Origin of the sequence: Bacillus sp. RO2, from assembly GCF_012911845.1 — a bacterium.
Classification (GTDB): domain Bacteria; phylum Bacillota; class Bacilli; order Bacillales; family Bacillaceae_I; genus Sutcliffiella_A.
On the sequence record NZ_JAAXCU010000032.1, the window covers coordinates 20,007 to 44,389 of the forward strand.

At 39.9% G+C, this 24,383-nt stretch carries 20 protein-coding genes; 5 read left to right on the forward strand and 15 right to left on the reverse strand.

Translation table 11 applies throughout. The features are described from left to right. Window positions 1-45: 45 nt before the first annotated feature. From HF078_RS07365 to HF078_RS07375, 3 genes are all read right to left on the reverse strand, one after another. Window positions 46-333: a putative quinol monooxygenase gene (locus tag HF078_RS07365; RefSeq protein ID WP_169290548.1), complete on the reverse strand. Its 288-nt coding sequence runs from the start codon at window positions 331-333 to the stop codon at window positions 46-48. 27 nt (window positions 334-360) lie between these two features. Next, window positions 361-1,524 (reverse strand): iron-containing alcohol dehydrogenase, encoded by a 1,164-nt coding sequence (locus HF078_RS07370; protein WP_169290549.1) that lies wholly within the window; start codon window positions 1,522-1,524, stop codon window positions 361-363. A 75-nt stretch (window positions 1,525-1,599) separates the two neighbouring features. Then, entirely contained in the window at window positions 1,600-2,265 is a 666-nt protein-coding gene (locus HF078_RS07375; RefSeq protein WP_169290550.1) for a type 1 glutamine amidotransferase domain-containing protein, read from the reverse strand. A 323-nt stretch (window positions 2,266-2,588) separates the two neighbouring features. Between HF078_RS07375 and HF078_RS07380 the strand changes: the two genes are divergently transcribed. The 3 genes from HF078_RS07380 to HF078_RS07390 are packed head-to-tail and all read left to right on the forward strand — an operon-like array spanning window position 2,589 to window position 6,912. After that, window positions 2,589-4,838, forward strand: coding sequence for an EAL domain-containing protein (locus tag HF078_RS07380; protein ID WP_169290551.1), 2,250 nt, complete (start codon window positions 2,589-2,591; stop codon window positions 4,836-4,838). 17 nt (window positions 4,839-4,855) lie between these two features. Further along, window positions 4,856-6,523, forward strand: a complete 1,668-nt coding sequence (locus HF078_RS07385; protein ID WP_240951694.1) for a thiamine pyrophosphate-binding protein — start codon at window positions 4,856-4,858, stop codon at window positions 6,521-6,523. A 2-nt stretch (window positions 6,524-6,525) separates the two neighbouring features. Then, on the forward strand, window positions 6,526-6,912 hold the full coding sequence (locus HF078_RS07390) for a carboxymuconolactone decarboxylase family protein (protein ID WP_240951695.1): 387 nt from the start codon (window positions 6,526-6,528) through the stop codon (window positions 6,910-6,912). A gap of 19 nt (window positions 6,913-6,931) precedes the next feature. Here the strand turns inward: HF078_RS07390 and HF078_RS07395 are convergent, their stop codons facing one another. The 4 genes from HF078_RS07395 to HF078_RS07410 form a co-directional block, all read right to left on the reverse strand. Then, a complete protein-coding gene (locus tag HF078_RS07395; protein ID WP_169290552.1) occupies window positions 6,932-7,858 on the reverse strand; it encodes an HD domain-containing phosphohydrolase in 927 nt (308 codons plus the stop codon). A 64-nt stretch (window positions 7,859-7,922) separates the two neighbouring features. Continuing rightward, window positions 7,923-8,477 (reverse strand): hypothetical protein, encoded by a 555-nt coding sequence (locus tag HF078_RS07400; RefSeq protein WP_169290553.1) that lies wholly within the window; start codon window positions 8,475-8,477, stop codon window positions 7,923-7,925. Window positions 8,478-8,758: 281 nt separating this feature from the next. Beyond that, window positions 8,759-9,796 (reverse strand): Delta(5) desaturase DesA, encoded by a 1,038-nt coding sequence (gene desA / locus HF078_RS07405; RefSeq protein WP_169290554.1) that lies wholly within the window; start codon window positions 9,794-9,796, stop codon window positions 8,759-8,761. 231 nt (window positions 9,797-10,027) lie between these two features. Then, complete coding sequence (locus tag HF078_RS07410) at window positions 10,028-10,978, reverse strand: multidrug resistance efflux transporter family protein (protein WP_169290555.1); 951 nt, start codon at window positions 10,976-10,978, stop codon at window positions 10,028-10,030. 122 nt (window positions 10,979-11,100) lie between these two features. Between HF078_RS07410 and HF078_RS07415 the strand changes: the two genes are divergently transcribed. After that, window positions 11,101-11,808, forward strand: a complete 708-nt coding sequence (locus HF078_RS07415; RefSeq protein WP_169290556.1) for a metallophosphoesterase family protein — start codon at window positions 11,101-11,103, stop codon at window positions 11,806-11,808. Window positions 11,809-11,870: 62 nt separating this feature from the next. Here the strand turns inward: HF078_RS07415 and xylF are convergent, their stop codons facing one another. The 7 genes from xylF to HF078_RS07450 form a co-directional block, all read right to left on the reverse strand. Continuing rightward, window positions 11,871-12,929 (reverse strand): D-xylose ABC transporter substrate-binding protein, encoded by a 1,059-nt coding sequence (gene xylF, locus HF078_RS07420; RefSeq protein ID WP_169290624.1) that lies wholly within the window; start codon window positions 12,927-12,929, stop codon window positions 11,871-11,873. Window positions 12,930-12,950: 21 nt separating this feature from the next. Further along, window positions 12,951-14,492, reverse strand: a complete 1,542-nt coding sequence (locus HF078_RS07425; RefSeq protein WP_169290557.1) for a response regulator transcription factor — start codon at window positions 14,490-14,492, stop codon at window positions 12,951-12,953. Window positions 14,493-14,674: 182 nt separating this feature from the next. After that, window positions 14,675-16,102: a sensor histidine kinase gene (locus HF078_RS07430; protein WP_169290558.1), complete on the reverse strand. Its 1,428-nt coding sequence runs from the start codon at window positions 16,100-16,102 to the stop codon at window positions 14,675-14,677. Further along, entirely contained in the window at window positions 16,099-17,076 is a 978-nt protein-coding gene (locus HF078_RS07435; RefSeq protein WP_169290559.1) for a sugar ABC transporter substrate-binding protein, read from the reverse strand. The genes HF078_RS07430 and HF078_RS07435 overlap by 4 nt, the downstream gene beginning before the upstream one ends. 342 nt (window positions 17,077-17,418) lie before the next feature. After that, complete coding sequence (locus tag HF078_RS07440) at window positions 17,419-18,591, reverse strand: sugar ABC transporter permease (protein ID WP_169290560.1); 1,173 nt, start codon at window positions 18,589-18,591, stop codon at window positions 17,419-17,421. A gap of 12 nt (window positions 18,592-18,603) precedes the next feature. Beyond that, the gene (locus HF078_RS07445) at window positions 18,604-20,124 is read right to left on the reverse strand and encodes a sugar ABC transporter ATP-binding protein (RefSeq protein WP_169290561.1); all 1,521 of its coding nucleotides are present in this window, start codon (window positions 20,122-20,124) and stop codon (window positions 18,604-18,606) included. A gap of 244 nt (window positions 20,125-20,368) precedes the next feature. Further along, window positions 20,369-21,478: a sugar ABC transporter substrate-binding protein gene (locus HF078_RS07450; protein ID WP_169290562.1), complete on the reverse strand. Its 1,110-nt coding sequence runs from the start codon at window positions 21,476-21,478 to the stop codon at window positions 20,369-20,371. A gap of 230 nt (window positions 21,479-21,708) precedes the next feature. On the opposite strand from HF078_RS07450, the gene HF078_RS07455 reads away from it, so the two are divergent. After that, on the forward strand, window positions 21,709-22,662 hold the full coding sequence (locus HF078_RS07455; protein WP_169290563.1) for a nucleoside hydrolase: 954 nt from the start codon (window positions 21,709-21,711) through the stop codon (window positions 22,660-22,662). Window positions 22,663-22,694: 32 nt separating this feature from the next. Here the strand turns inward: HF078_RS07455 and HF078_RS07460 are convergent, their stop codons facing one another. After that, window positions 22,695-24,362, reverse strand: coding sequence for an SWIM zinc finger family protein (locus tag HF078_RS07460; protein ID WP_169290564.1), 1,668 nt, complete (start codon window positions 24,360-24,362; stop codon window positions 22,695-22,697). Window positions 24,363-24,383: the final 21 nt, after the last annotated feature.

Here is a 24,383-nt window from a genome sequence, read left to right on the forward strand (position 1 = left end):
GCACCGCACTTCACTAAGAAGAACGGTGCAATTTCATATATTAATTTAGACCTTAGTTAGTCTATATACTTCCCGTTTTTCCACTAAACTTTCTATTTTACGTCGATAGTTTTGATAGTGTTCTGTTTCAATATGTTCTTTTAAAGCATCTTCATCCTGCCAAGTTTCATAGAAAACGAAGACACCTTCTTGCTCAACGGACTGATGCAAGGAGTATTCCTCACAGCCTTTTTCAGCGCGCGATGGTGCCACCATTTTCTGCATTTCCTGAAACAGGTCATCCTCTTTACCAGGTTTGGCAGTCATAATGGCATTAATTGTGATAGGTTTCATCAACAACACTCACCTTCCTTAAAAAAATTATAATGCATGTCGAAGGATAGTTTTCACATCTTCTTTTTCCAATGGTACATATCCTCCAATTGTTTCTCGTACCATTGCACGTTCTGCCATAAGGTCCAACTGTTCATCTGAGATATCATAGTCAGCCAATGCCACAGGAGCACCAATGCTTGTCCAGAACTCACGTAAAGACCTGATCGTTTCTTTCGCAATTTCCTCCAATGATTTCCCTTTTGCTTGTATATCAAAAACCCTAACGCCAAGCTGCGCTACTTTTTCCGGCTTCTGCTCGGCCACATAAGCCATCCAGTGTGGGAATAAAATAGCTAAGCCGCCACCATGAGGAATATCATATACAGCTGACACCGCATGCTCAATCATATGCGTCGCCCAGTCAGTTTTTACTCCCATGGATAGCGTTCCGTTTAGGGCAAACGTTCCATTAAGAAGCATTACTTCACGTTGTTCGTAACTTTCCAGATTATCTAATAACTTAGGAGCCGTTTCCATCATCGTCCGTAGAATGGACTCACCAATACGGTCCTGCAAAGGTGCATTTTCAGTTGTATGGAAATACTGCTCAAATACATGAGACATAATATCAACAATTCCATAAACTGTTTGATCACGTGGGACAGAGTATGTTAATTCTGGATCAAGTACACTGAAGCGTGGATAGGTAAGAATGGAACCGAATGAACGCTTGTCATTTTCCTCCCAGTTAGTGATGACTGCCCCGCCATTCATTTCCGACCCAGTCGCAGCCAAAGTCAACACCGTACCAATTGGAGTAGCAGAAGTTGGCACATGTTTTTTCATGACAATGTCCCATACATCTCCATCATACTTTGCTCCAGCTGCAATCGCTTTGGAGCAGTCAATAACACTGCCGCCGCCCACTGCTAAAATAAAATCGAGGTTGTTTTCTTTGATAAGGTTAATTCCTTTGTTAACAGTTGTCAGGCGAGGGTTTGGTTCTACGCCACCCAGTTCTTCCACATGCGCCCCCATTTCATTGAGGATGTTCATTACACGATCATATAGTCCAGTACGTTTGACGCTCCCTCCGCCGTATACTAGTAAGATGCGCTTTCCATAATGGGGAATTTCAGTTTCTAAAGCTTTTAATTGCCCTCTACCAAAAATTAATTTCGTAGGGTTGTAGTATTGAAAGTTTTCCATGATAATCTCCTTATCCAATTATTCTCAAAAAAATTCCTGCAAGCAAGAGCAGTCTTGCTTACAGGATAAATGTGTTTAACCTAGTTTTTTCACTACTTCTTTTGCCACGCTGATCGTGGATTGTGGGTTTTGACCTGTGATAAGGTTTCCGTCTGCTTGCATGTGATCTGTCCAGTTATCTGCTACAATAACTTCCGCTCCTAATTCGCGTAAGCGTGTTTCCAATAGGAATGGCATATACTTGTCCAATGTTGTTTCTCTCTCCTCATCATCAGTAAATGCTGTTACTGTTTTGCCTGCTACAAGTGGAGTTCCATCTGAAAGCTTCACACCCACAAGGCCTGCTGGACCATGGCACACTGCTGCAACTAGCTTGTCCGCTTCATAAAGGTCGCGAATTAGTTGGTGTAATTTCTCGTTATCAGGCAGGTCAAACATCGTACCATGACCACCTGGTAAGAAGATCGCGTCAAATTTAGATACGTCAGTGACCTCGTCTAATTTAATCGTGTTTTCTAAATATTGAGCTGTTTCTAAGATTTCTTGAGGTGTCTCTCCACCTTCTAAGCTTCTATCATCCACAGGAGCTTTCCCGCCTAGTGGACTTGCAACAGTTATCTCGAAACCTTTATTAGCAAACTCTATATACGCCTCGCCAAATTCAGAAAGCCATAGTCCAGTTTCGTGTCCGTCTTTCATTTTATCTGCAGTAGTTACTACCATTAATATATGTTTACTCATTTCATATTCCTCCTAAAAGTTGTTTTCATTTCTTACAGCTTTCATTGTAGTACCTGATTATCTATAATACAAATTAGATAATTTCGCTTTATGTATAAATAATTTTATAGTTTCCCACTCTCCTCTCTCATTTACATTACCCAATAAAAAATTTTTAAACTCACTTATGCTTTAACATCTAGATAAAAACAGTTCTAAGTACCCATTCCTAATTACCCACTCGACAATTTATGTCGATTTGTGTAAATTATCCTTTGCTATCTACCCTTAATACACTTAATATGAAATTATACGTAACTGTTAATTATTTGAGGTGTTGGTAAATGAGTGAAAAAGAACCGTACTTTATTGCTTCTTCTAAAAGAAGATGTTTGGAGAGCGGTATGGACCCGGAAGAAATTCCAAGTCCGAAAAAATTCATGACAAGGGGAGAGTTGGCAGAAAAGCGACGAGCTTATGGAGAAATTTTATCTGTTGTTAGTTTTTTTTCTAATAAGTTGCTGAACTCGTTAAAAGGGACACCAATCCTTGTCGTAATCTCTGATGCTGAGGGATTTTTACTGGAGATTGATGGGGACGAAATGATTAAATCTACAATTGAACGGTTTGGTATTAAAAAGGGGAGTCAATTTACTCAAGCGGATACTGGTACTAATGTGATCAGTTTAGCATTACAACAGAACCATCCTATCAGCCTGATTGGAGATCACCATTATCACAAAGCTTTCCATCAAATTGCCTGTTACGGTGCGGCATTACATTATACTGATGATAATGATTTACTTGGCAGCGTATGTATTATGATGCCAATTCAATCCCAAAACCCGCTCTTCTTAACCATGCTATCGCAAGTGGTGGACTCTATTGAACGCGAACTTTTACTAAGGAAACAAAATAGAAAACTCAACATTATGAACCAAATAATGTTAAGTAGGACGAGAAATGGAATTGTAGTTACAGATGAAAAAGGCGTCACAACAGAATTCAATGAGTTTGCTCAGCAAATTTCTAATCGCACAAGGGAGTCTGTGATTGGAAGGACCATTTTTGAGTCTGAACTGACAGGTAAATATTTTAAACAAGTGATTGAAAATCAAAAAAAATATGAGAATGTTGAAATAAAGTTCAATAATCCAAATGGTGACCCGGTAGTCTGTCTTTTTGACGCACAACCGATCTATGAAGAAGATAAAATGGTTGGTGCCTTCGGTCAATTCCGTGATATTACGGATCGTTATTTTATAGAAGAAAAATTTAATTATCTGGCATACCATGATGACCTGACGGATCTTCCAAACAGACGCTACATACAAAAGGAAATTGAATCTCTTATCCAAGACAATCGATCAGGAAAACAGACGAAGATGGCCATTCTATTCCTTGACCTGGATCGATTTAAGATCATTAATGATACGTTCGGTCATTCCAATGGTGACCTTCTACTAGTTGAGGTGACAAATCGGTTGGTTGGATGCCTTGGTGAAAAGGATAAGGTTGCACGTATGGGTGGGGATGAATTTATTTTCTTATTGCGAGATTTTGAGTCCGAACAATATGTTACGGAAATGGCTAATAATGTACTAGAGCAATTTAAGGAGCCATTTACCGTGAACTCCCATGAGTTTCATACCACTGTCAGTATAGGTGTGGCAATATACCCAAACAATTCAATTACACTTGAAGATTTCATGGTATATGCCGATAATGCAATGTATAAAGCGAAATCACAAGGAAAGAACCGCTATGTAGTGTACTCATCTGATATGTTACATAATGCAATAGAAGAATTACAATTGGAAACCGATTTGCGTAAAGCGCTGGAACGAAATGAGTTTGTCCTTCATTATCAGCCTCAGATTTGCAACAATACTGGAGCTATGATTGGCGTGGAAGCATTAATCAGATGGAATCATCCTACCCTCGGTCTAATCTATCCAGATAAGTTTATAGACCTCGCCGAAGAAACTGGACTAATCACTAATATTGGGGAATGGGTAATTGAAGAGGCTTGTGCACAGAACAAAAAATGGATAGATGCCGGCATGCCCCCGTTCAAAGTGGCTGTTAATCTCTCCACCCAACAATTTTTCAAACTGAACCTTGTAAGCCATGTTCAAGGTGTACTAGAGCGTACCGGCCTTGATCCACAATATTTAGTGGTAGAAATCACTGAATCTATGGCGATGGATTTTGATTATTCTTTGAAAGTGCTTCAGCAATTAAAGGACCTGGGTGTTTATATCAGTATCGATGACTTTGGGACAGGCTACAGCTCTTTAAGTTACCTCAAAAGCTTTCCTATTGACTATCTGAAAATTGACCGTTCCTTTGTAAGAGATGTATTGAAAGATAATCATGATGTAAATATTGTGAAAGCTATTATTACGCTTGCTCACAACCTTGGTTTGCGCGTTATTGCCGAGGGCGTTGAGACGATTGATCAACTAGACTTTTTAAAGAAATACAATTGCGACACCATTCAAGGCTATCTTTTTAGTAAGCCAATCTCAGTAGAACAATTTGAACAATTACACCCAATGCTATTAAAAGAGATAGAGAAAATATACGTATAAGGGGATCGGATTTACAAATGAATACTTCTGCTACAATGTTGAAAATGGATACTGCTGCTGCCATCTTGGCGAAACTTTTTAAAAAGTGGGAAGTCCAACATATATTTGGAATCCCAGGAAAGGCTATATCACCCATCATTTACGCATCTGATAAAGAAGATATTGAATTTGTATTATGTAAGCATGAAACAGGTGCGGGCTTTGCAGCTGCAGGCTACTCTTTCATGAGCGGTAAAATAGGGGTTGCTATTGGGACTTCCGGACCTGGAGGAACGAATCTATTAACTGCTGCTGGCCAAGCAAAAGCATCACATATTCCTGTATTAATTATTACCGGACATCCTTCCATGAAAGACACAGGCAAAGGAATGGGACAGGATTCCTCTATATTTGGCACGGATCTTGTAGAAATGTTCCGGCATGTCACCAAATTCAGCGCCAGAGTGGAACGTGGGGATATGTTACAACCACTACTCCAACATGCTTTGGAAAAGGCTTTGTCAGGTGTAAAAGGCCCTGTACACTTGTCCATTCCTTTTGATATCTTACTAGAAGAGATAGAACCGTTTGAAATAAACCTACCAAAACCTATCGAAATGATCTCCACCAACCTCGAAAGAGTAAAGATGGAGCTACAAAATGCAACAAGACCTTTGCTATTCTTAGGAAAAGGGGTTCATTCTAGCAAGGCATATCAGGAAATCCAGCTCTTAGCTGAACATTGGAAAATTCCAGTTATGACTACCCCGGGAGGAAAAGGCGCGTTTATTTCCAACCATAGCCTATCACTTGGAGCTTTTGGATTGGGAGGAACAAAAGAAGCAACCGACTACCTTCGTTCCGGTATAGATTTACTTATCGTTATTGGGTCGAAATTAAGTGATATGTCCACTGCAGGATTTACACCAGATATGTATCCTAACCATTTGATACACTTTGACTATGATTCTACTTTCATTGGAAAAAGCATTAAGGTGCCAACTACACCAGTGATGGGGGATATCCGTTCCAACCTTCAACATTTATTAGATCTTGCAGGAGTGAAAACCACCAATAGTTCGAAGTTTTTGCTACCAAAGCAACTTAAGGATGTACCCTTTAATAAGGCCTCTGAATATATGTCTGCTGAATCAGCGATAAAAGTAATGCGCAACGAACTTCCTGAAGACAGCATCGTATTTGGAGACGATGGCAGCCACACCTTTTACGGAATCAAACATTTTGACATTTTTCAGCCAGGCAGTTTTATTTTTGATGATATATTCGGTGCTATGGGTCATGGAATTGGCTATTCAATAGGAGCAAAAATAGCTGCCCCAAATAAGCCAATCGTGTGCCTTGTCGGTGACGGTTGCATGTTCATGCATGGAACGGAAATTTCCACTGCATTAAATTACCAATCTTCTGTCCTATTTATTGTATTGAACAATGGTAGGCTGGATATGGTGGAAAAAGGCATGAAGAAAATGAACGGAAAATCAATTGGAGCCATCTACAGCTCTCCACTCGATATTGCGGCCTTTGCAAATTCAATGGGCCTTGAATCATATAAATGCTATAATCCACTAGATTTAAAAAATGCGATTGTATTAGGTTTAACAATTGTAGAAACTAAAAAAACGCCAGTCGTCATCGAAGTTATCGTTGACCCTGATGAAATACCACCTACCATGGGGAGGCAATAAAATTGGAAAAGAATCGATTTGAATTAGGAATAGAAACACTTGAAAAAATGTTCCCTGCTGAATCACTAGAAGGAATGAAGAAAATGAAAGAAGTTTCACCTGACTTTTGGGAAATGATTGTTGGATTCGGATACGGAGAGCTTTACCCTCGCGAAGGACTCAACTTGGCTGAAAGAGAACTGGTCACACTAAGTTCCTTGATCACACAAGGTGCGTTTGAACAGCTAGATGTTCATATTAGGGCTTCCCTACGTGTTGGCCTGACAGAACACCAAATAAAAGAAGTCATCATTCAATGTTCTGGGTATGCAGGATTCCCCAAAGCTGTACAAGCAATGAAAATGGCGAGTGTCATATTTGCCGACGAAGCCGAGAAAGCGAAGAAATAAAACTAGCCCTAAAGCAAGATTATGCTTTAGGGCTTGTTTCTTTTAGTTTTCCTTCTTCTTGAAGAACTTCGATAAGGGCATTAACTACTTCTGAATCATATTGGGATGGAGACAGCCTTTGGAGTTCGTCTATGGCATATTCAGGAGTGAAAGCACCACGATATGCGCGATCTTCTGTCATTGCGTCGAAGGTATCGCTGACTGCAATGATGCGTGCTTCGAGTACAATTTCTTCTCCTTTAAGGCCTCTTGGATATCCTCTTCCATTTAAACGTTCATGGTGCTGTTCGATGATCTTAGCTATGGTCTCACCATAGTACAAGTCTTTTACCATTTCTGCTCCGTCTTCAGGATGTTTCTTAATAAGGTCAAATTCCTCATCTGTAAGTTTAGCAGGCTTGTTAAGGATTTCTGATGGAATATTTATTTTACCTATATCATGAAGAATGGAAGCTAGAAAAAGATTCTCAAGTCTATCAGTAGACAAGGAGAACTTTTTAGCTATTTTTATTGAATACTCAGCAACTCTCTCACTATGATTGAAAGTGTAAACATCCCTTTGTTCAACTCTTTGAACAACGTCTTTAAGTGACTTGATACTATTACTCATTTGATGAAAGGTTGGTTCTGTAATTACCCATAAATAAGTTACATTTGTAATAGCTGAGAAATGAACAGGGACTTCTATATCTGTCGCTGTAAAGTAATCTTCAGGACCTAGGTATATTTTTTCCCCTTTTACTTCACAAAGTAACTCTCCACTCAGAATGAAAAAGAACTCCATTACTCCTTCATTTTCGCTTGGATAAACATAAAAAATATTACCTTTGTTTATATTTTGTAGTATAACTTCAGTTGCGTTACCTTTGGCAATAAGACTCATGTCATAATTATTCAAAGTAACTTGTTCTAAGCTAGTACCTTTCTTTCCAATCGTAAAAGCCACTCTACTCACTCACCTCTATCAATTTAGCCCGAACCCAAAAGAATTTATATTGACTTATTTAACATCAAGTTGCTACAACTCGCACAGGATCAATCCAAGCCCAACGGTCAGCAAATCTAACATACTTCCAGAAGCACTCCGCTACGACACCGTATTCTGCCACTTCATCAATGGTATCCTGTGTCATTTGCAAAGTAATATCAAATACGTAGCTAATAATTGCATCAACCTCTTGGTCAAATTGAGCCGTTCTTTGAGCGATTCGCTCCTCTAATAATCCTTTTTCTACTTGCAGAGCTTCCAGTGTTTCTCCAAGTTCAGCTTGTTGCACGCTGTCTGTGGAGTTTACCAATGCTGTCTCTAGTTCTTCTATTTCAGTGTTTAACTCTGTTAATTCGCCTTCTAATACTGCTAATTCTTCCAGGTACACAGCCCATAAAGCGTCAGCGTCTTGTACACCCGTTTCAATAATCATATCCATTTCAATATTTGCTGCGTCAATAATTTCTAGTGCTTTTTCCACATCTGCATCACTTGCTGCATGCGCATTTGAAGATAGTCCTAATGAAACCCCTAAAAACAAAATGGTAAAGAAAGCAAGCAAACCTAATCTCTTCATTTTAATCCCCCTCAAATTTTTTATATTATTCTCTCGATGTGTTCTGTGACTTTCTCCTGAAGTAACGTTATGTAATTTCGTGCTTTTTTCCTATATATCACCATAATTATACAAGTTACACATGCTTAAATCTATGTTTTTTTGTAATATTTTGTTTTTTCTTACATGTCCTATTCATTATATCGGCTAACGAAGATTTTTATATAGGGGACTTCTCTCTCTTTATTGCTTTTCAATAAAAAAAACCAATCCCTGATTAATTGGAATTGGTTTTCATCGCTTTAAACTTCTGGTTTCATCTCTGTTCTAGATACTGTGTTGTGTACCATCTTTTTTGCTTCTCTGAAGGTTACAAAATTCTTGCTCTTTTCATCCCATAAACGGAACTTCAATGATTTTAAACTTGTTGCCAACGTAATCGTCGGTACATGTTGAAGTGGTGGTGTATTATGATGACACTTTTCTAGTTCATAGTTTGGTACCCTTGGACTTAAATGGTGTATGTGGTGGTAGCCAATATTTCCTGTTAGGAATTGTAATACCTTTGGCAGCTTGTAGTAGGAACTTCCTTCAACTGCAGCTAATACATATTCCCAATCTTTATCCATTTCAAAATAGGAGTCTTCAAACGTATGTTGTACGTAAAACAACCATATTCCTACACTTCCCGCAATCATAAAGATGGTACCGTGGACAATCAAAAATGATTGCCAACCGATTGCTAAGCTTAATAATACTGCGACAGCAACGATTAGTACGTTTGTCAGATATAAGTTGTTGCGTTCTTTTTGTCTTGCTTCTTTTCGGTTGAAACGGTTTCTGATCAGGAAGGTGTAAATTGGTCCTAATCCGAACATTACCAAAGGATTACGATACAGACGATAAGATAAACGAGTCTTAAAAGATGCTGCTTTATATTCTTCCACAGTCAGTGTCCAGATATCACCAACACCGCGCTTGTCCAAGTTTCCACTTGTAGCATGGTGAACGGAGTGATCATGTCCCCATTGATCGAATGGGAATAAAGTTAGTACTCCCGTTACGGTTCCTATTGCACGGTTCCACTTTCTATTTTTGAAGAAAGAGTGGTGTGTGCAATCATGGAAAATAATGAAGATACGTGTCATGAACCCTGCAGCAAAGATGGCTGGTACCAACGCCAGCCAATAAGATACTGATAGGCTTATATAAGTGAGATACCATAACAGGAAAAATGGAGTTAGCGTATTGATCAACTGCCAGATACTCTTTTTAGTTTGTGATTTTTCGAAAGGAGCAACTTGTTTTCTAAGGTTTTTCATCTCATTTTGAATTGACATTTTATTAAATCCCTTCGTTGTTGACTTGATAAAATTTATTATATCCAATATAAAAAATTTAGTTAGTAGCAGGTGTCATATGTAGAGTATGACAAATGTCATATAGTTTTTGTAAAGGATTGTCAGACCTCTTTCAAAAACGTTGGGACACTTGAGATTTCACTTTCTGAAAATGGTAAAATATTTTATAAAAAAATAAAAAAAGAGTGATTCAGTCTAGAAAATCACTCTTCAAGCAGCAAGTTGTTTTGGTTTTATTCTTTTCTTCGTAAAAAAGCTATGCAAAAGCATGCCAATGATTATGATGAATAACCCTAGCAGCCCTATCCCATTGGGCATTGGTGTTGATAAAAGAAATATCTCTCCAATTAATACAAACAAGACTTGCGTCGATTGTGTTGCCTCCACTGCGGCTAGTTTTTCCTGACTGCCTCTCACCATGTCAGTAGCGATAAAGAACAGGGTGGTCGCGATGACTCCTGAACTGATGGCCACAATAAAAGTCTGGAGAACCTGTTCCTCAGAAGGTATGCCTACCGTTATATATCCCCTTACAGCGACAAGTAACCAGACTGGGATTGTAGCCAAAGTCATGCCAAGTACTCGTTGAAACGTATCCAGCCTACCTCCGCACACCTCCATCATCTTCCTATTTCCAAGCGGATAGGCAAAGGCTGCAATGGCGACAGGAAGAATACCATAGATAACCATGGATCCAGTAAGATCACTTCCCTGTTGTGTCTGAATCAACAAAACCCCTGCAAAAATGACCATAGAAATGATAAGCCCTCTCATTGGAATACGTTCACGAACTTTTACTCCTTGCACTATTTTATAAAAGACGGGCCCTAAAAGAACACCTGCGATAATGGTCAGTTGCCACGTTCCTGCAACAAGCCAGCCCGGGCCATATGCTGCAGCAAATGTAATAGGTCCGTAAAAGAGGACAAAGCCAGTAAAACTCCAAAGAAACCAATCGATTGGGGCCGTTCGCATTTCACGAAATAGTGGCCCAAGATTCCCCCTCAACCATACAATTAAAAGCAAAAACGGTACCATAAAAAAGAAGCGCAAGGACGAACTCCATAGCCAGCTACCACCTGAGAGTTCCATTGAACGGTTTAGTATAAAGGTCACAGCAAAAAACATAGAAGCTATTACGCCGATTAAAATTGCTTTCACGGAAAACATCCTTCCCTCCGATTTATCTTTTTCATCATTATAAAGGAAAATCGTACGGAATATTTCGCTTTTCGAATATTGTGATAAAATTTAAATAATTATAAGAAAAGGAATCGATGACAATGAGGCGTGTACTTGCAATAAGTGATATTCATGGTGATTTAGAAAAATTCGAAAGACTTCTTGAGAAAGTTAACTTTGACAGCAAACAGGACAAACTTCTTTTACTCGGAGATTATGTGGATCGTGGGCCACATTCACGTCAGGTTTTGGACAAGGTGATGGAATTGACTGCTGAAGGAGCCATAGCCCTGATCGGAAACCACGATAAAATGATGATTGACGCTTTTGAACACCCTGAAGACCCGCTTCATTTGAAAAGGTGGTACTATAACGGAGGCATTAAAACCCTGGAGAATTATGGATACATTGTTGAAATAGACGATGCGAAATATTGGTATAAGACAGAGGAGATGCCGGAAGCACTTGTCATAAATGAGGAAATTCGCCCGCATTTAGATTTTCTAAAAACCCTTCCTTACTATTATGAAACAGATACTCATGTTTTCGTCCATGCAGGAGTACACCCTGAGACAGCATTGGAACTCACTGAACCTTACACCTTAGTTTGGATCAGAGAAGACTTTCATAAAGGATATAAAGGTGAGAAGACAGTAGTCTTTGGACATACCCCAACAAAGCACCTCCATAAAAAGCCAGAGGTTTACTTCGGTGACAATAATATCATTGGGATTGATGGCGGTTGTGCTTATGGAGGACGACTGTATTGTTTGGAAGTTTTAGAAAAAATGGTATATTATGCAGAATAAAAAAAATCTCAAGGGTGCCCTAAACAGAGTACCTCTGAGATTTCATCACACACCCGTTATCGCTAATCCCCTGTATACACATCCTCCTTTGTATGAAATCCATCTGCAATGACCGTTTCATCGATATTTGCCCTGTTCACGGCAATTGGAGGAAGCAACACAGATGGCACTTCCACTTTCCCATTGTTTACTTTGCGATCTGTATCAATAAATTCTCCTTTTGCCATAGCAACTGCTAGTCTCGCCGCTTCTTCTGCGAGAGTTGGTATCGGTTTATACACCGTCATCGTCTGAGTGCCTTCCACAATCCGCTGAGCCGCTGCAAGCTCTGCATCCTGTCCGGCTACAGGAATGCTTCCAGCAAGTCCCGCTTCCTCGAGAGCTTCAATTGACATTCCTGCTGTCGCATCGTTTGCTGCTATCACCGCGTCTACTTTCCCCCCATTTGCAATAAGAGCCTCCTTCATGTTGGCGTAAGCATTACTTGGGAGCCAGTTTTTGGTCCACTGGTCATAAACGACAGTGATCTCTCCTTTATCAATCAGTGGCTGAAGGACATTGAAGACCCCCTTTTTAAACAGGTGAGCATTATTGTCCGTTTCCGCTCCGCCAATATAAACATATTTGCCTCTAGGTACAATTTTTGTAATTGCCTCTGCCTGCAGCTCCCCGACACGTTCGTTGTCAAAAGAAACGTATAGGTCAATTTCTGCATTTTTTATTAGCCTATCATAAGAAAGAACCTTGATTCCTGCCAGGTGTGCTTTCTTAACGATCGTTGCTGTTGCTTCTGCGTTATGCGGAACTACAACAAGAAGATCCACACCTTTGCTTATTAGGGTTTCCGCCTGTAACACCTGCAGTGCGTCATCTCCGTTTGCTGCTAGTATTTCTACTTCCGCTCCTAGGCTTTCTACCGCTGACTTAAATAAAGCCCGGTCTCTCAGCCACCTTTCTTCTTCTAAGGTATCCATAGAAAAACCGATTTTTATTTTTTCCACCTCAGAAGTTGCCCCTTTGTCCTGCTGAAGGGACTTATCTGCCTTCTCACATCCTGAGGCTACAAAAAACAGAGTCAGCGAAACAATCAATGTTAGTAATTTACGTATTCCGAGCTCCATTTTCTCCATCCTCTCTGCCTTCTAAGCCTTATTTCGGAGCAATGTTTTACGATACTCTTTCGGTGAAACATTGGTCATTTTTTTAAATACCTTGCTGAAGTAATTAGGGTCATGGTAGCCCACTTCAAAGGTAATTTCTTTAATACTCTTCTCCAAATCATTCATGAGCCGTTTCGCTTTCTCCATCCTGCATTCTGTGAGGAAGTCGATATAGTTGATACCCTGCTTTTCCTTGAACATTTTACTAATATATATTGGGCTCAAGCCCACTTTCTGTGCAAGTGTATCGAGCGATATATCTTGATGGGAATGATCGATAATGTATTGCTTAATCTGCTGAATGGTGTCTGCCTCCAAGTGGTTGTAGTGGTCATCATAAGATCGTTTCATCTTTTCCAAGAGCTGCTTTGTTTCGGAACGAAGCTGACGATACTGTGTGGTTTGTACCGAATAAAGCGGCGTGGCAGTTTCCACTCCTATTTCATTCAGTACACGTGAAGTAATCCAAAGAATCTCTAGCATCCGTTGCTGGGTGTGCAATAAATTGGCCGCTTCTTTCTCAAAGCATTGAAGGATGTTCATGACATACATTTGAACATCTTCCCATTGGCCAAGCCGAATTAAATCAGCCAATTCTTTTTGCTGATTTTTGTCCAAATGACTTTTACGGACATCCACATTTGTATGTATATCTGCATAAAAACGATAGTTCGTCACAGCTTTAGTATCTAAAGTAGCCATGAGGGCATCCTGATAGGATTGTCGAACCTGGTCAAGAGAGCTGCAAACCTCCCCTATCCCAATAAACCAATCTGTATGGTGTCCTGTTTTAGCAATAGTTAAAACATCTCGTGCAAGTGTACTAGCTTGGGAACGGAAGGTTTTATCTGGCTGACGGAACACGATTATTGGAAGCTGATTCCCATAAAGTGCTCCTACCCATCCGCTTTTGTTCTGCCTGACTTTCTCCTTAATCAAGGAATAGTTGGATTCAGATCCTGATGGCAATAGGACGATCATGGCAAACATCTCATTCGTTGAGGGAATATCAAGCATCTCCATCAACATGTCCACATGTACTTCATGCACGTGGTCGAACAACAGCTGTGTTACGACATCCGTCTCAACAAGAGTCAGGGTTTTTTCTAATGTCTCTTCCTGAAGCTTGTTTTTTGTTTGTTCAGCCCTTTCCGTTTGAATTTGCTCCAGGACTTTTCCAACTGTCATTCTAATTTCACTGATTTTACTAGGCTTCAGTATATAATCTTTGACACCAAGTTTGATGGCCGCTTTAACATATCCGAATGTATCATAAGCGGTGACCATGATGAATTTTGTTTTTGGATGCCTGGCGCTGATTTGTTCGACAGCTTCTAGCCCATTCAATCCAGGCATCTTGATGTCCATCAGAATTAGGTCCGGGGTGTAATCGTCCGCCATTTCTACTGCCATTTTCCCATTTTTGGCCTGTTTGATTAGTAGGTCTGGAAAGTTTCTTTCGAGAATAGTTTGCATGCCTTCGCGTTCAATTTGTTCGTCATCTACAATGAGGAGTTTAATCATTCAGTTTGACTCCTTTCATTATTTGGGTATCCTATTTAACTCCTGTAGATTCCCCTTCAGGTGTTCGCTTATCCAGAGGACGGTGCTTGAGCCTCCTCGGCTTTGCCTGCGGGGTCTCACCTACCGTTATTCCTCGCAGGGGTCTCACACCTTGCACTGCAATCTACAGGTAAATTCTGTTTTCAGTACTTTATTTTCAAAATAACCTTTGTTCCTTGTCCTTGTATTCCTTTTATATCAATGACATCTTCATAGCCGTAGAAAAGTCGCAGTCGTTTTACGACATTACTGAAACCGATACCTGTTGAATGGCCTTCAGTAGGCAGAGGGGATTCTTCGTTTAAAATTTGAATGATTTTTTGCTCCGGCATCCCCATGCCATCATCCTCAATTTCTATTACTATCCGGTTACCATCCACTTTGACTCGGAACCAGATGTTTCCTCCATCTTCCTTTGGTTCCACCGCATGAATGACGGCATTCTCTATGATTGGCTGGAGAGTCAGCGCTGGGATTTTCAAGTCTAGGCATGATTCATCGATATCCCAATGCAACTGTAGCCGGTCTGTAAAACGCGCCTTCTGAATGTCCATATATTGTTTTAATACTTGAATTTCATCATGAAGCGTTACAGAGCGATCTTGCCGTTTTAAGTTGTAACGCAGAATTCCCGCAACGCTTACCAAGAGATCACTCGTCTCTTCAGACCCTTCTAGATAGGCTTTTTTGGAAAGGGTATTTAAGGTGTTGAAAAGAAAATGCGGGTTGATCTGACTCTGCAGGCTTCTAAACTGGCTTTCTTGTAAAAGAATCCTACTTTCCTGAAGCTCTCGCTCAAGCGCTGCCTTCTGCTTAATCTCAGATATCAGGTTGTTAATATTAATACGCATTCGATCGAAAGTCCTTGCCAAAAAGGCAATTTCATCATTGGTTTCTATTTTTACCTGCTGGTCAAAATTCCCTTTGGATAGTTCATTTGCCGCTTTTGTCAGTTGAAAGACAGGCCGTGTGATTGTAAGAGAGAACCAGTAGGTGACAAGAAGCAATAGACAGGTGATCAGCAGCAGGCTCCAAATTCCGAGCTTAATAACTTCAGCGGATTGTTCAATGATTCCCCTGTAAAATTTATCAAATGTATTCAATTCTGTATCTATTAATGTTAAGGTCATTTCGGAAATATAGGTGGTAATTCGAGTGGCTTCTGCAAATTCCTGCGCGGAGGCCTCCGTATCATTTTCCGACTGAAACACAATTGATCTGTCGGTTGCTTCCACCAAGCTATCAATCAAGTTCATATAGTTGGTTAAGGTAAAGTCGTTTTCTGTGTTTCTTAAATGATATACGCCGTATTTTGCTTGCTGTACTTGTTCCTTGCTTGTCGCAAGCTTGTCTAGGCTGTCTTGTGTTGGATCAATGGTATAGTTATTCAAATCTGTAACTAGTTGTTGACTCGCTTTTGTCACTTCATTCATGCTCAGGTATCGTTGCAAAATATCGTTATATTGTTTATGGGTTTTATGATTGTAATATGTAAGCGCTATCCAAATTGCCGACATAATCACCAATACTACCGTAGTAAGAGTTAGAATTTTCTTTTGGATACTTGTCATTGTAAGTCTGCTGCTTTCCTAATTCTGATATCTGTCAAATAGCCATCTTTATTAAGCGGCACAGTTTCCCCGGTCAACCATTCCTTCATAAGCTTTACACTTTTTCTTCCCATTTCTTCAGGTGACTGTTCAATGACCCCATCCAATTTCCCTTCCGCTAACAAGGTCAGTGTCTCAGCTCCATCGTCAAAAGAATAGATATGGTACGGTTCTACCTGGGAGCGCTTACTTATCTCCCCAATCATCGCACCGACAACGTTGGCATTAATGGCGATGAACGCGTCTATTTCTGGCTCTTTGTTCATTACATCTTGTGTGGTGGTAATGACTTGTTCTCTTGTGTCATCAGTAGTCGCATGAATCATATGGATAGTATCATAAAATTTTAGAATATCCTGAATCCCTTCCATGCGCCGCTTTTGATAGTATTCCTGGTTCTTGTCATACATGACGACGACATTCCCCACTCTCCCCATATCAATCAATATCTGTCTTGCAATCATTTTCCCCGCTTCATACTGGTCAGAACCGACATAAGTACGTCGGATACTCTCCTCCATCGGCACATCATTTGCCACCGTAATAATTGGAATACCATGGAAGCCTGCCTTCACTTTCGTCAATTCCTTGAATTCCTCTGAATCCAACCCCTGTATGATAATCCCATCCACTTTGGACTGAATGGCAATTTCTATGTCTTTTAGGAAGTCCTCTCGATTCTTTCCATAGCTCCCCCATACTTCAAGGCTCACATCACTTTGTTCTGCCTGCTTTCTGGCACCTTCACTAACCTTATCCCAAAAGGGCGTCTCCATATCTTGCGTAATAAGAACTAAACGATGTTCCTCTCTGCTAGAACTTAGCGCTTGAGGCAATTGCCAATCGGATTGGAAGATTTTTTGTGCGGATAAAAAAGTAAGATGACATAATAGAATAATAATGATACAAATTGCTAGAATTCCTGTTCTCCGCAAGAATGATATCCCCCTCCCCCAATAAGGCCACTGAAAATGTCTTTGAATTTAAATATTCTTTATACACCGCTGTGGATTTCCGCAAATGGCTTCGCTTTCCTAGGGGCGCTGCTGGAGCCTCCTCGGCAAGCCTGCGGGGTCTCCACCTAGCGCTATCTTCCTTAGGAGTCTTCGCCTTTTGCTCCAATCCACAGCTCGAAATTACCAAATACTAAATCATATCAGTTTTTCAGTGGCCTCCCCAATTGAGGTGTACTAATTTCATCATAGCACCTAATGAAAATAGTACAATCCCTGGTGAATAACAGATTCAACAGGGATTGCCAGTTATTTATATTTTCATTATCTTTTTTTACGTGTCATGACATCAAAGATTACCGCTCCAGCAAGAACTCCTCCACGAATCATGTATTGGTAGGAGATACCCACGCCTAGCAAATTCATCCCGTTGGATAGGGAAGCCATTACAACCGCACCGATTATGGCGCCTGTTACTTTTCCAACACCACCAGCAGAAGAAACCCCGCCCACATAAGCAGCGGCAATGGCATCAAGCTCAAAAAGAGTCCCTGCAGTTGTTGTTGCAGATTGCAAACGTGCTGTAAATAGAATACCAGAAAGAGCTGCTAGCATTCCCATTGATCCAAAAACTATATAGGTAATTTTTTTTACGTTAATCCCGCTCAAGTGAGCAGCTTCCGGATTACTTCCGACAGCATAGATATGACGTCCAAGCACTGTTTTGGTAGTCAGGAAATGATAAACTACGACTACTAATAATATAATAATGACGGTCCAGGAAAATCCGTTATAGCCTGCTAGAATCCAAGTTATATAACCTATTATGGCGGAAACAAAGAATAACTTCAGTGCAAAAATCGGCTTGGAGACGACTTCAAAATCATACTTGATTTTATTTCTTCGGGTCGAGATCTCACTGTAGATGTAAAGTAAGATACCCACCAAACCAACTAAAAGGGATAATAGGTGCAAACCGTTTATTTCCACAAGTGAAGGAATATAGCCATTACCAATCGCGTTAAAGGCATCATCTTGAATGATGATAGTACCAGTCTTCTCTGTCACTTGCAGCAAAGCCCCTCGAAAAATAAGCATTCCTGCAAGAGTGGCGACGAAGGATGGAATTCCAATTTGAGCAATAAGTACACCGTTAAATAGACCAACAGCAACACCTAATAACAAAATAACCGGAATCGTTACCCATACTGATACCCCTGCTTGTGTAAGCAAGATAGCTGCAATTGCCCCAAGGAACCCTGCCGCATATCCTACTGAAAGGTCGATATGGCGAATAACGATAACGAGGGTCATCCCTACTGCCAACACAGCAATATAACCGGCAGAGTCCAGTAGGTTACTAATGTTACGGGATGACATGAACAATCCGTCTGTCATAAAAGTAAAAGTTAATATAATAACAAATAATGCGATATACATCCCATAATCTCGGATGTTTTCATGTATAAGCGTTCTGGCTTCATGTATAACATTCATTGTAATACCCCCCTATTGCGTAGCAAGCTCCATAATTTTTTCTTGGTCTGCTTGTTCTATATCTAATTCCCCTTTTATTTCTCCTTGGGCCATGACATAGACTCTGTCACTCATGCCAAGTACCTCACCAAGCTCTGATGAAATCATCACAATACTAAGTCCTTCTTCAATAAGCTTGTTCATCACGGTATAAATTTCAAATTTCGCCCCAACGTCAATCCCGCGTGTTGGTTCATCTAGAATAAGTAGTTTGGGTCCGACAAATAGCCACTTCCCAATGGACACTTTTTGCTGGTTCCCACCACTAAGGTTTCCAACAAGCTGTTCTAAAGAGGAGGCTTTAATGTGAAGAGATTGTTTGTACTGTTCTGCGACCTTGATTTCCTCATTGTCATTTATAATACCTTGCGAGGCTATCCCTTTTAAATTCGCCGCAGTGATATTACTTTTAATATCCTGTAAAAGGAAAAGTCCATCACCTTTTCTGTCCTCTGTTACATAAGCAATTCCTGCCTTGATTGCATCACTAGTATGCTTAAGGGTAGTAGGAGTGTTATTCCACATCATATCGCCTTGGATTTTGTAGGATTTGGCATTTCCGAAAATACTGAGAGCAAGCTCTGTTCTACCTGACCCCATAAGACCAGCAATACCAACGATTTCTCCTTTTTTCACGTGAAGGTTAACGTTTTTAATTACCTGTCTTCCAAGTTGCGGATCATAAGCCGACCAGTTATGAAGTTCCAGTAGGTTCTCTCCTGCTACTTCCTTTGTCCTTTTAGGGTATATGTCTTCAATTTCTCTTCCTACCATATTCTTGATAATGACACTTTCGGTTATTTCCTTTTCTTTAGCATCGAGCGTACAGATTGTCTTGCCATCACGAATGACGGTTGCTTTGTCTGCGATGCTAATTACTTCTTTCAGCTTATGGGAAATCATAATGCACGTTATCCCTTGATTTTTTAGTTCTTTTAAAAGTTCAAGCAAGTTTTCACTATCGTCTTCGTTAAGTGCTGCCGTCGGTTCATCCAAAATGAGGAGCTTAACTTCTTTACTTAAAGCTTTCGCTATTTCTACAAGTTGGCGTTTTCCGACACTTAAATCTTTTACAAGTGTATCAGGGTTAACTTCGAGCTTTACTTTCCGTAATAACCTTTTTGCTTCGACAATCGTTCTGTTCCAATCAATCACTCCACCAAACTTCATTTCGTTTCCTGCAAAAATATTTTCATAGACCGATAAATCTGGAAACAATGCGAGTTCTTGGTAGATGATGGCGATGCCGGTATTTACACTGTCACTGATTTTGTTAAATTGCTGAACATTCCCTTCAAATACGATGTCTCCATCGTATGTTCCAAAAGGATACACTCCGCTCAGCACCTTCATCAGTGTGGATTTTCCTGCTCCATTCTCCCCGATCAAGCAGTGAATTTCGCCTTTTTCCACTTTGAAATTCACATTACTCAGCGCTTTGACTCCTGTAAATTCTTTAGAGATATCGTTCATCTCCAGTATATAGTTGCCCATCCTTTTCCCCCCTTAACAAAAGCAATGACAATGGCGAAATAGTGATAAAGTTGCCATCACTATTTCGCTAGGTATCTGATTTAACTCCTGTAGATTTCCGTTCCAGGTGTTCGCTTTCCGCGGGGCGATGCTTGAGCCTCCTCACTCCGTTGCGGGGTCTCAACCTATCGCTACCTCCCGCTGGAGTCTCACACCTTGCACTGCAATCTACAGGGAAATGTTTTTTTAAAGAATTAACTTTGACTTATAGTCCTGTAAATTCGCTTGCTTCGTAGTATTCAGAGTCAATTAGTTCTTGTTGTACATTCTCTTCTTCCACTACGATGACATCTGTTTGTTTTGCTTTGACTTCGACTTCTCCGTTATCGTAAGAACCAGTTGTTTCTGGAGTTTTGCCGTCTAGGATTTCTACTGCAATCCCCATAGCATCCGTCACTAATGTACGTACATCTTTAAATACTGTCATGGATTGCTTGCCATCAATGATATATTGGATGGAAGCTTTTTCTGCATCCTGACCTGTTACTAAGTAGCTTGATACTTCCCCATCAGTTGCGAACACGTCTGCGATAGAACGCGCTGTACCGTCGTTTGGAGCAAGTACCGCCACGTCACCTTTCATATCAGCACCCACTGCAGTTAAGTGTGTTTGTGCTTTGTTCTTCGCTTCGTTTGGATCCCAGTTAGTTGTTACCTGTCCTAGAATTTTACTCATTTGGTCACGAGTAAGTTCAGCTGTGTCTTTTAAAGCCTCCGCTTCACTGGAGTTTGCAATTTTGAACGTTCCGTCTGCAATTTTTGGTTGTAACACACTCCAAGCTCCTTCAAAGAAAAGGAAAGCGTTGTTGTCAGAAGCTGCACCCGCATATAGGTAAAGCGGAACGCCAGATCCTTGTACATTATCGATCAGGTATTGTCCTTGAGCAGCACCAACTGCCACACTGTCAAATGTCACATAGTAATCCACTGCATCTGTGTTTGTAATTAAACGGTCATAAGAGATAACCGTGATTCCTTCTTTCTTAGCCGCTTCTACTGCTGCAGCTGCTGCATCTCCATCTTGAGGAGTGATAATCAGCACTTCAATTCCTTTGTTGATTAATGTTTCAACGTTCTCTTTTTCCTTAGCGGAAGAACCTTGGCTAAAGAGGATTTCTGTTGTATAGTCAGAATCTTTCAATGCATCCTTGAATCGTTGCTCGTCCTGCACCCATCTTGGCTCATCCTTTGTTGGCAAAACAATTCCCACACTTACACTGCCGCTTCCCCCTGTACTGCTGTTACATGCCGCAAGCATAACTGTAAAAAGCATTAAAACCAGTAATAAAGACATAGCTTTCCAAGTCTTCTTCATTTGTTGCTCCCCCTTTGTTTTGGCTTGTTTCATTAATTTGATTACAACTTAATTATATGGCAGGGGTTAAAAGGGTTGTAAGCGCTATCACTAGCACTCTTTTGGTATTGTCTGTACTTTTTTAATAATTGGGAATACTTCAAGAGGAATAATTTCTCTACTAACTCTAGTACTTTCATACAAGCACCTTCTACTAATCTTTCATTAATAATAGTAGGAGGTGATATAAAATGAAAAAGATTATCTTGTTTGCGGATACGGGAATTGATGATGCAATTGCCGTAATCTATGCATTGAAAAATCCTGAGATAGAGTTGAAAGCGATTGTTGCAGGTTATGGAAATACGGATCGCGATCGAAGCGCGAGAAATGCAGAATATCTATTGGAATTGGGAGGGAAGGAAGGTGTTCCTGTCATTGCTGGAAGTACAAGACCACTAAGTGGTGAGCTACCGGAATTCTTCCCGGAAATTCATGGAGAAGAAGGACTTGGCCCTATCATTCCCCCCGTCCCTGCAGACCGTTTTATGAATCGAACAAATTACAGTCAATTGTTCCGCATTATTAAGGAAAACCCGAATGAACTAACCATTGTGAATGTCGGACGCTGTACATCGCTTGCTATGGCTTGGTTTTTGAGTCCTTCTGTGATGGAGCTAGTAAAAGAAACGTATATCATGGGAGGCGCCTTTATTGAGCCGGGTAACGTTACGGAGGTAGCAGAAGCCAATTTTTTCGGAGATCCTATAGCAGCAAATTTCATTGCGCAAAATGCCCCCAACCTGACAATAATTCCCTTGAATGTAACCCGCAAAGCACTCATTACCCCTAGAGTGGTGGACTTTATCGATAGAGTTGCCACTACTCCCCTCCAGCAGATCATTAAACCAATTCTTGATTACTATTATGAGGCCTATCAAGAGTTGGAACCAGGGATTGCCGGGACGCCACAGCATGATATGGCTGCAGTGATGGCAAGCCTAGAGATACCTGGATTATTCACCTACACAAGTAAAGAGGTGAAGGTGGAATATAAGGAAGGTTATGCAGAGGGCCTCTCCATTGCAGACTTCAGACCGGGCGTGCCTCAATGCACAGGTGCAGGTTGCGTGAGAATTGCGACGGAAATTGATGAAGGTATTTTCTTTTTGGAAATGTTGAGGACTTTGATTAGGAATGATTAAGAAAAAACAACATGAGATCCCTTGGTGGGATTTCATGTTGTTTTAATGTAAATCTTGCTTAATTCATCCATAAACGCTGGTCTATTAGAATACAGTTGCTGGAGTTCTTCTATGATAATTTCCTGTTTCTCACTTCCGCAAATTTTTTTATATTGACGGAGAACTTTACAGACTTGTTTATATTGCTTACGGTTGGAAGAGCTTTTTGCTTGTCCGAGGATATATTGTACATATAGCTCATCTACTTCCTCAGGAAACTCTCTCACTAGTCTTTTTGTATAATATTCTATCCTTTGCGGACTCTTTTTTACATACTCCAAAATTTCGGCATTATCATTTTCCGTTTCAATTAGTTTAATAAAAGCACTCTGTGCCGACCAACTCTGTGCGTACTTCAATTCTGATTTTATTTCTTGATAAAATGATGGATGATCCTTATCATTGAGGCTTTTCAATTCCTCATAATATTCGAATTCACCATGTAAGAGAAGTTCTTTTGCTAAGAGTAATTGTTCATTTTTTAATGATAGTTTTTTATAAGCTTCATATCTAGTTTTCTTCCATTGTATCACTAGTCCTGCATAACTTTTATCCTTTGCTTCTGCTTCCAATGTTAGGCTTATTACTTTTTCGTATTCCTTATTTTCCAAATGTTTGGCAATGAGTTTCTCTCTAAATGACGAGTACTTCAAATTCTTTTTGATAAAATTTTCTACTTCATCTTCATCACCTTGTTCTTCTACTAGTGATAATAGGATATTGAGAAGACTTTCAGTATAATACTTTTTATAGCTGTCTTCTTCATTCTTCTTTATTAGTTTATAAATATATGAGGTAAGTTTTTCTCTAAGTTCATTTGTTGTAGCTATGTCTGCAACAATGGAAAGAATATTCGTATTGAAATCATCCCATCCTTCAAAAATATCGCTCTCACTAATTTTTAAAAGCCTATTGAATACTTCTGACTGCAATTCAGCAGATAAACTTTCTTTATCTACAGTATCCTCAATCGCTTCGATTGTTTCAGTAACTAAGTTGCCAATGTCTCCCCCAGAATCATCTGCGTATTGAAAAGCTTCTATAGCTTCACTTAATAATAAAAAAGCTATATCTAAGGCTAAAAGTGTATCCTTTGTACGATATACTTTTTGCAATACTTCATCCATTGCCATCGCAAAAGAAGAAACACTTCGGAAATTGATAAAGCCTCTATCTTTATGTTTTCTCACAATCGAAGAGATTAGTTTTTTGCATCTGTCCAATTCATGTTTTTCATCCTGTGTTGCATATCTCACCATTAAAGTATCTTTTAAAGCTATGTCTTTTTCGGATAGTTCTTCAATGATGTTAATCAGTTCTTTCTTCGATAGAGCATTTAATACTGAGTGTAGGTTAGTTTGAACATTCTGTCCGGATGGTTCTTCTCCGTTGTTCTTCGTTTCACCTATCTTATAATAAGCTGCTACTTGATGCTTACAAATTGCATCATAGTCATATGGACAATCACATTCGGAATGAGTGATGTCATCTTCTTTATTTAGTTGAACCTTTACTTCATATATTTCTGTCCCATCTACTTGGAAGACATATTTATTCTCTTCAATAAGATAGGTTTCTAGGATATATCCGTCTAAGAAATAATCATAACCTCTTTGTAGTATTTTTTTATTTATATTGTTTTGGAAGTTGTGTATGTTCATGGAATCCCTCCTTTTTGCATT

What these genes read in the sequence shown, in the direction of transcription:
- HF078_RS07365 (WP_169290548.1), bottom strand. Translation starts at nt 333, where the DNA reads ATGAAACCTATCACAATTAATGCCATTATGACTGCCAAACCTGGTAAA.
- HF078_RS07370 (WP_169290549.1), bottom strand. Translation starts at nt 1,524, where the DNA reads ATGGAAAACTTTCAATACTACAACCCTACGAAATTAATTTTTGGTAGA.
- HF078_RS07375 (WP_169290550.1), bottom strand. Translation starts at nt 2,265, where the DNA reads ATGAGTAAACATATATTAATGGTAGTAACTACTGCAGATAAAATGAAA.
- HF078_RS07380 (WP_169290551.1), top strand. Translation starts at nt 2,589, where the DNA reads ATGAGTGAAAAAGAACCGTACTTTATTGCTTCTTCTAAAAGAAGATGT.
- HF078_RS07385 (WP_240951694.1), top strand. Translation starts at nt 4,856, where the DNA reads ATGAATACTTCTGCTACAATGTTGAAAATGGATACTGCTGCTGCCATC.
- HF078_RS07400 (WP_169290553.1), bottom strand. Translation starts at nt 8,477, where the DNA reads ATGAAGAGATTAGGTTTGCTTGCTTTCTTTACCATTTTGTTTTTAGGG.
- desA (WP_169290554.1), bottom strand. Translation starts at nt 9,796, where the DNA reads ATGTCAATTCAAAATGAGATGAAAAACCTTAGAAAACAAGTTGCTCCT.
- HF078_RS07415 (WP_169290556.1), top strand. Translation starts at nt 11,101, where the DNA reads ATGAGGCGTGTACTTGCAATAAGTGATATTCATGGTGATTTAGAAAAA.
- xylF (WP_169290624.1), bottom strand. Translation starts at nt 12,929, where the DNA reads ATGGAGCTCGGAATACGTAAATTACTAACATTGATTGTTTCGCTGACT.
- HF078_RS07425 (WP_169290557.1), bottom strand. Translation starts at nt 14,492, where the DNA reads ATGATTAAACTCCTCATTGTAGATGACGAACAAATTGAACGCGAAGGC.
- HF078_RS07430 (WP_169290558.1), bottom strand. Translation starts at nt 16,102, where the DNA reads ATGACAAGTATCCAAAAGAAAATTCTAACTCTTACTACGGTAGTATTG.
- HF078_RS07440 (WP_169290560.1), bottom strand. Translation starts at nt 18,591, where the DNA reads ATGAATGTTATACATGAAGCCAGAACGCTTATACATGAAAACATCCGA.
- HF078_RS07445 (WP_169290561.1), bottom strand. Translation starts at nt 20,124, where the DNA reads ATGGGCAACTATATACTGGAGATGAACGATATCTCTAAAGAATTTACA.
- HF078_RS07450 (WP_169290562.1), bottom strand. Translation starts at nt 21,478, where the DNA reads ATGAAGAAGACTTGGAAAGCTATGTCTTTATTACTGGTTTTAATGCTT.
- HF078_RS07455 (WP_169290563.1), top strand. Translation starts at nt 21,709, where the DNA reads ATGAAAAAGATTATCTTGTTTGCGGATACGGGAATTGATGATGCAATT.
- HF078_RS07460 (WP_169290564.1), bottom strand. Translation starts at nt 24,362, where the DNA reads ATGAACATACACAACTTCCAAAACAATATAAATAAAAAAATACTACAA.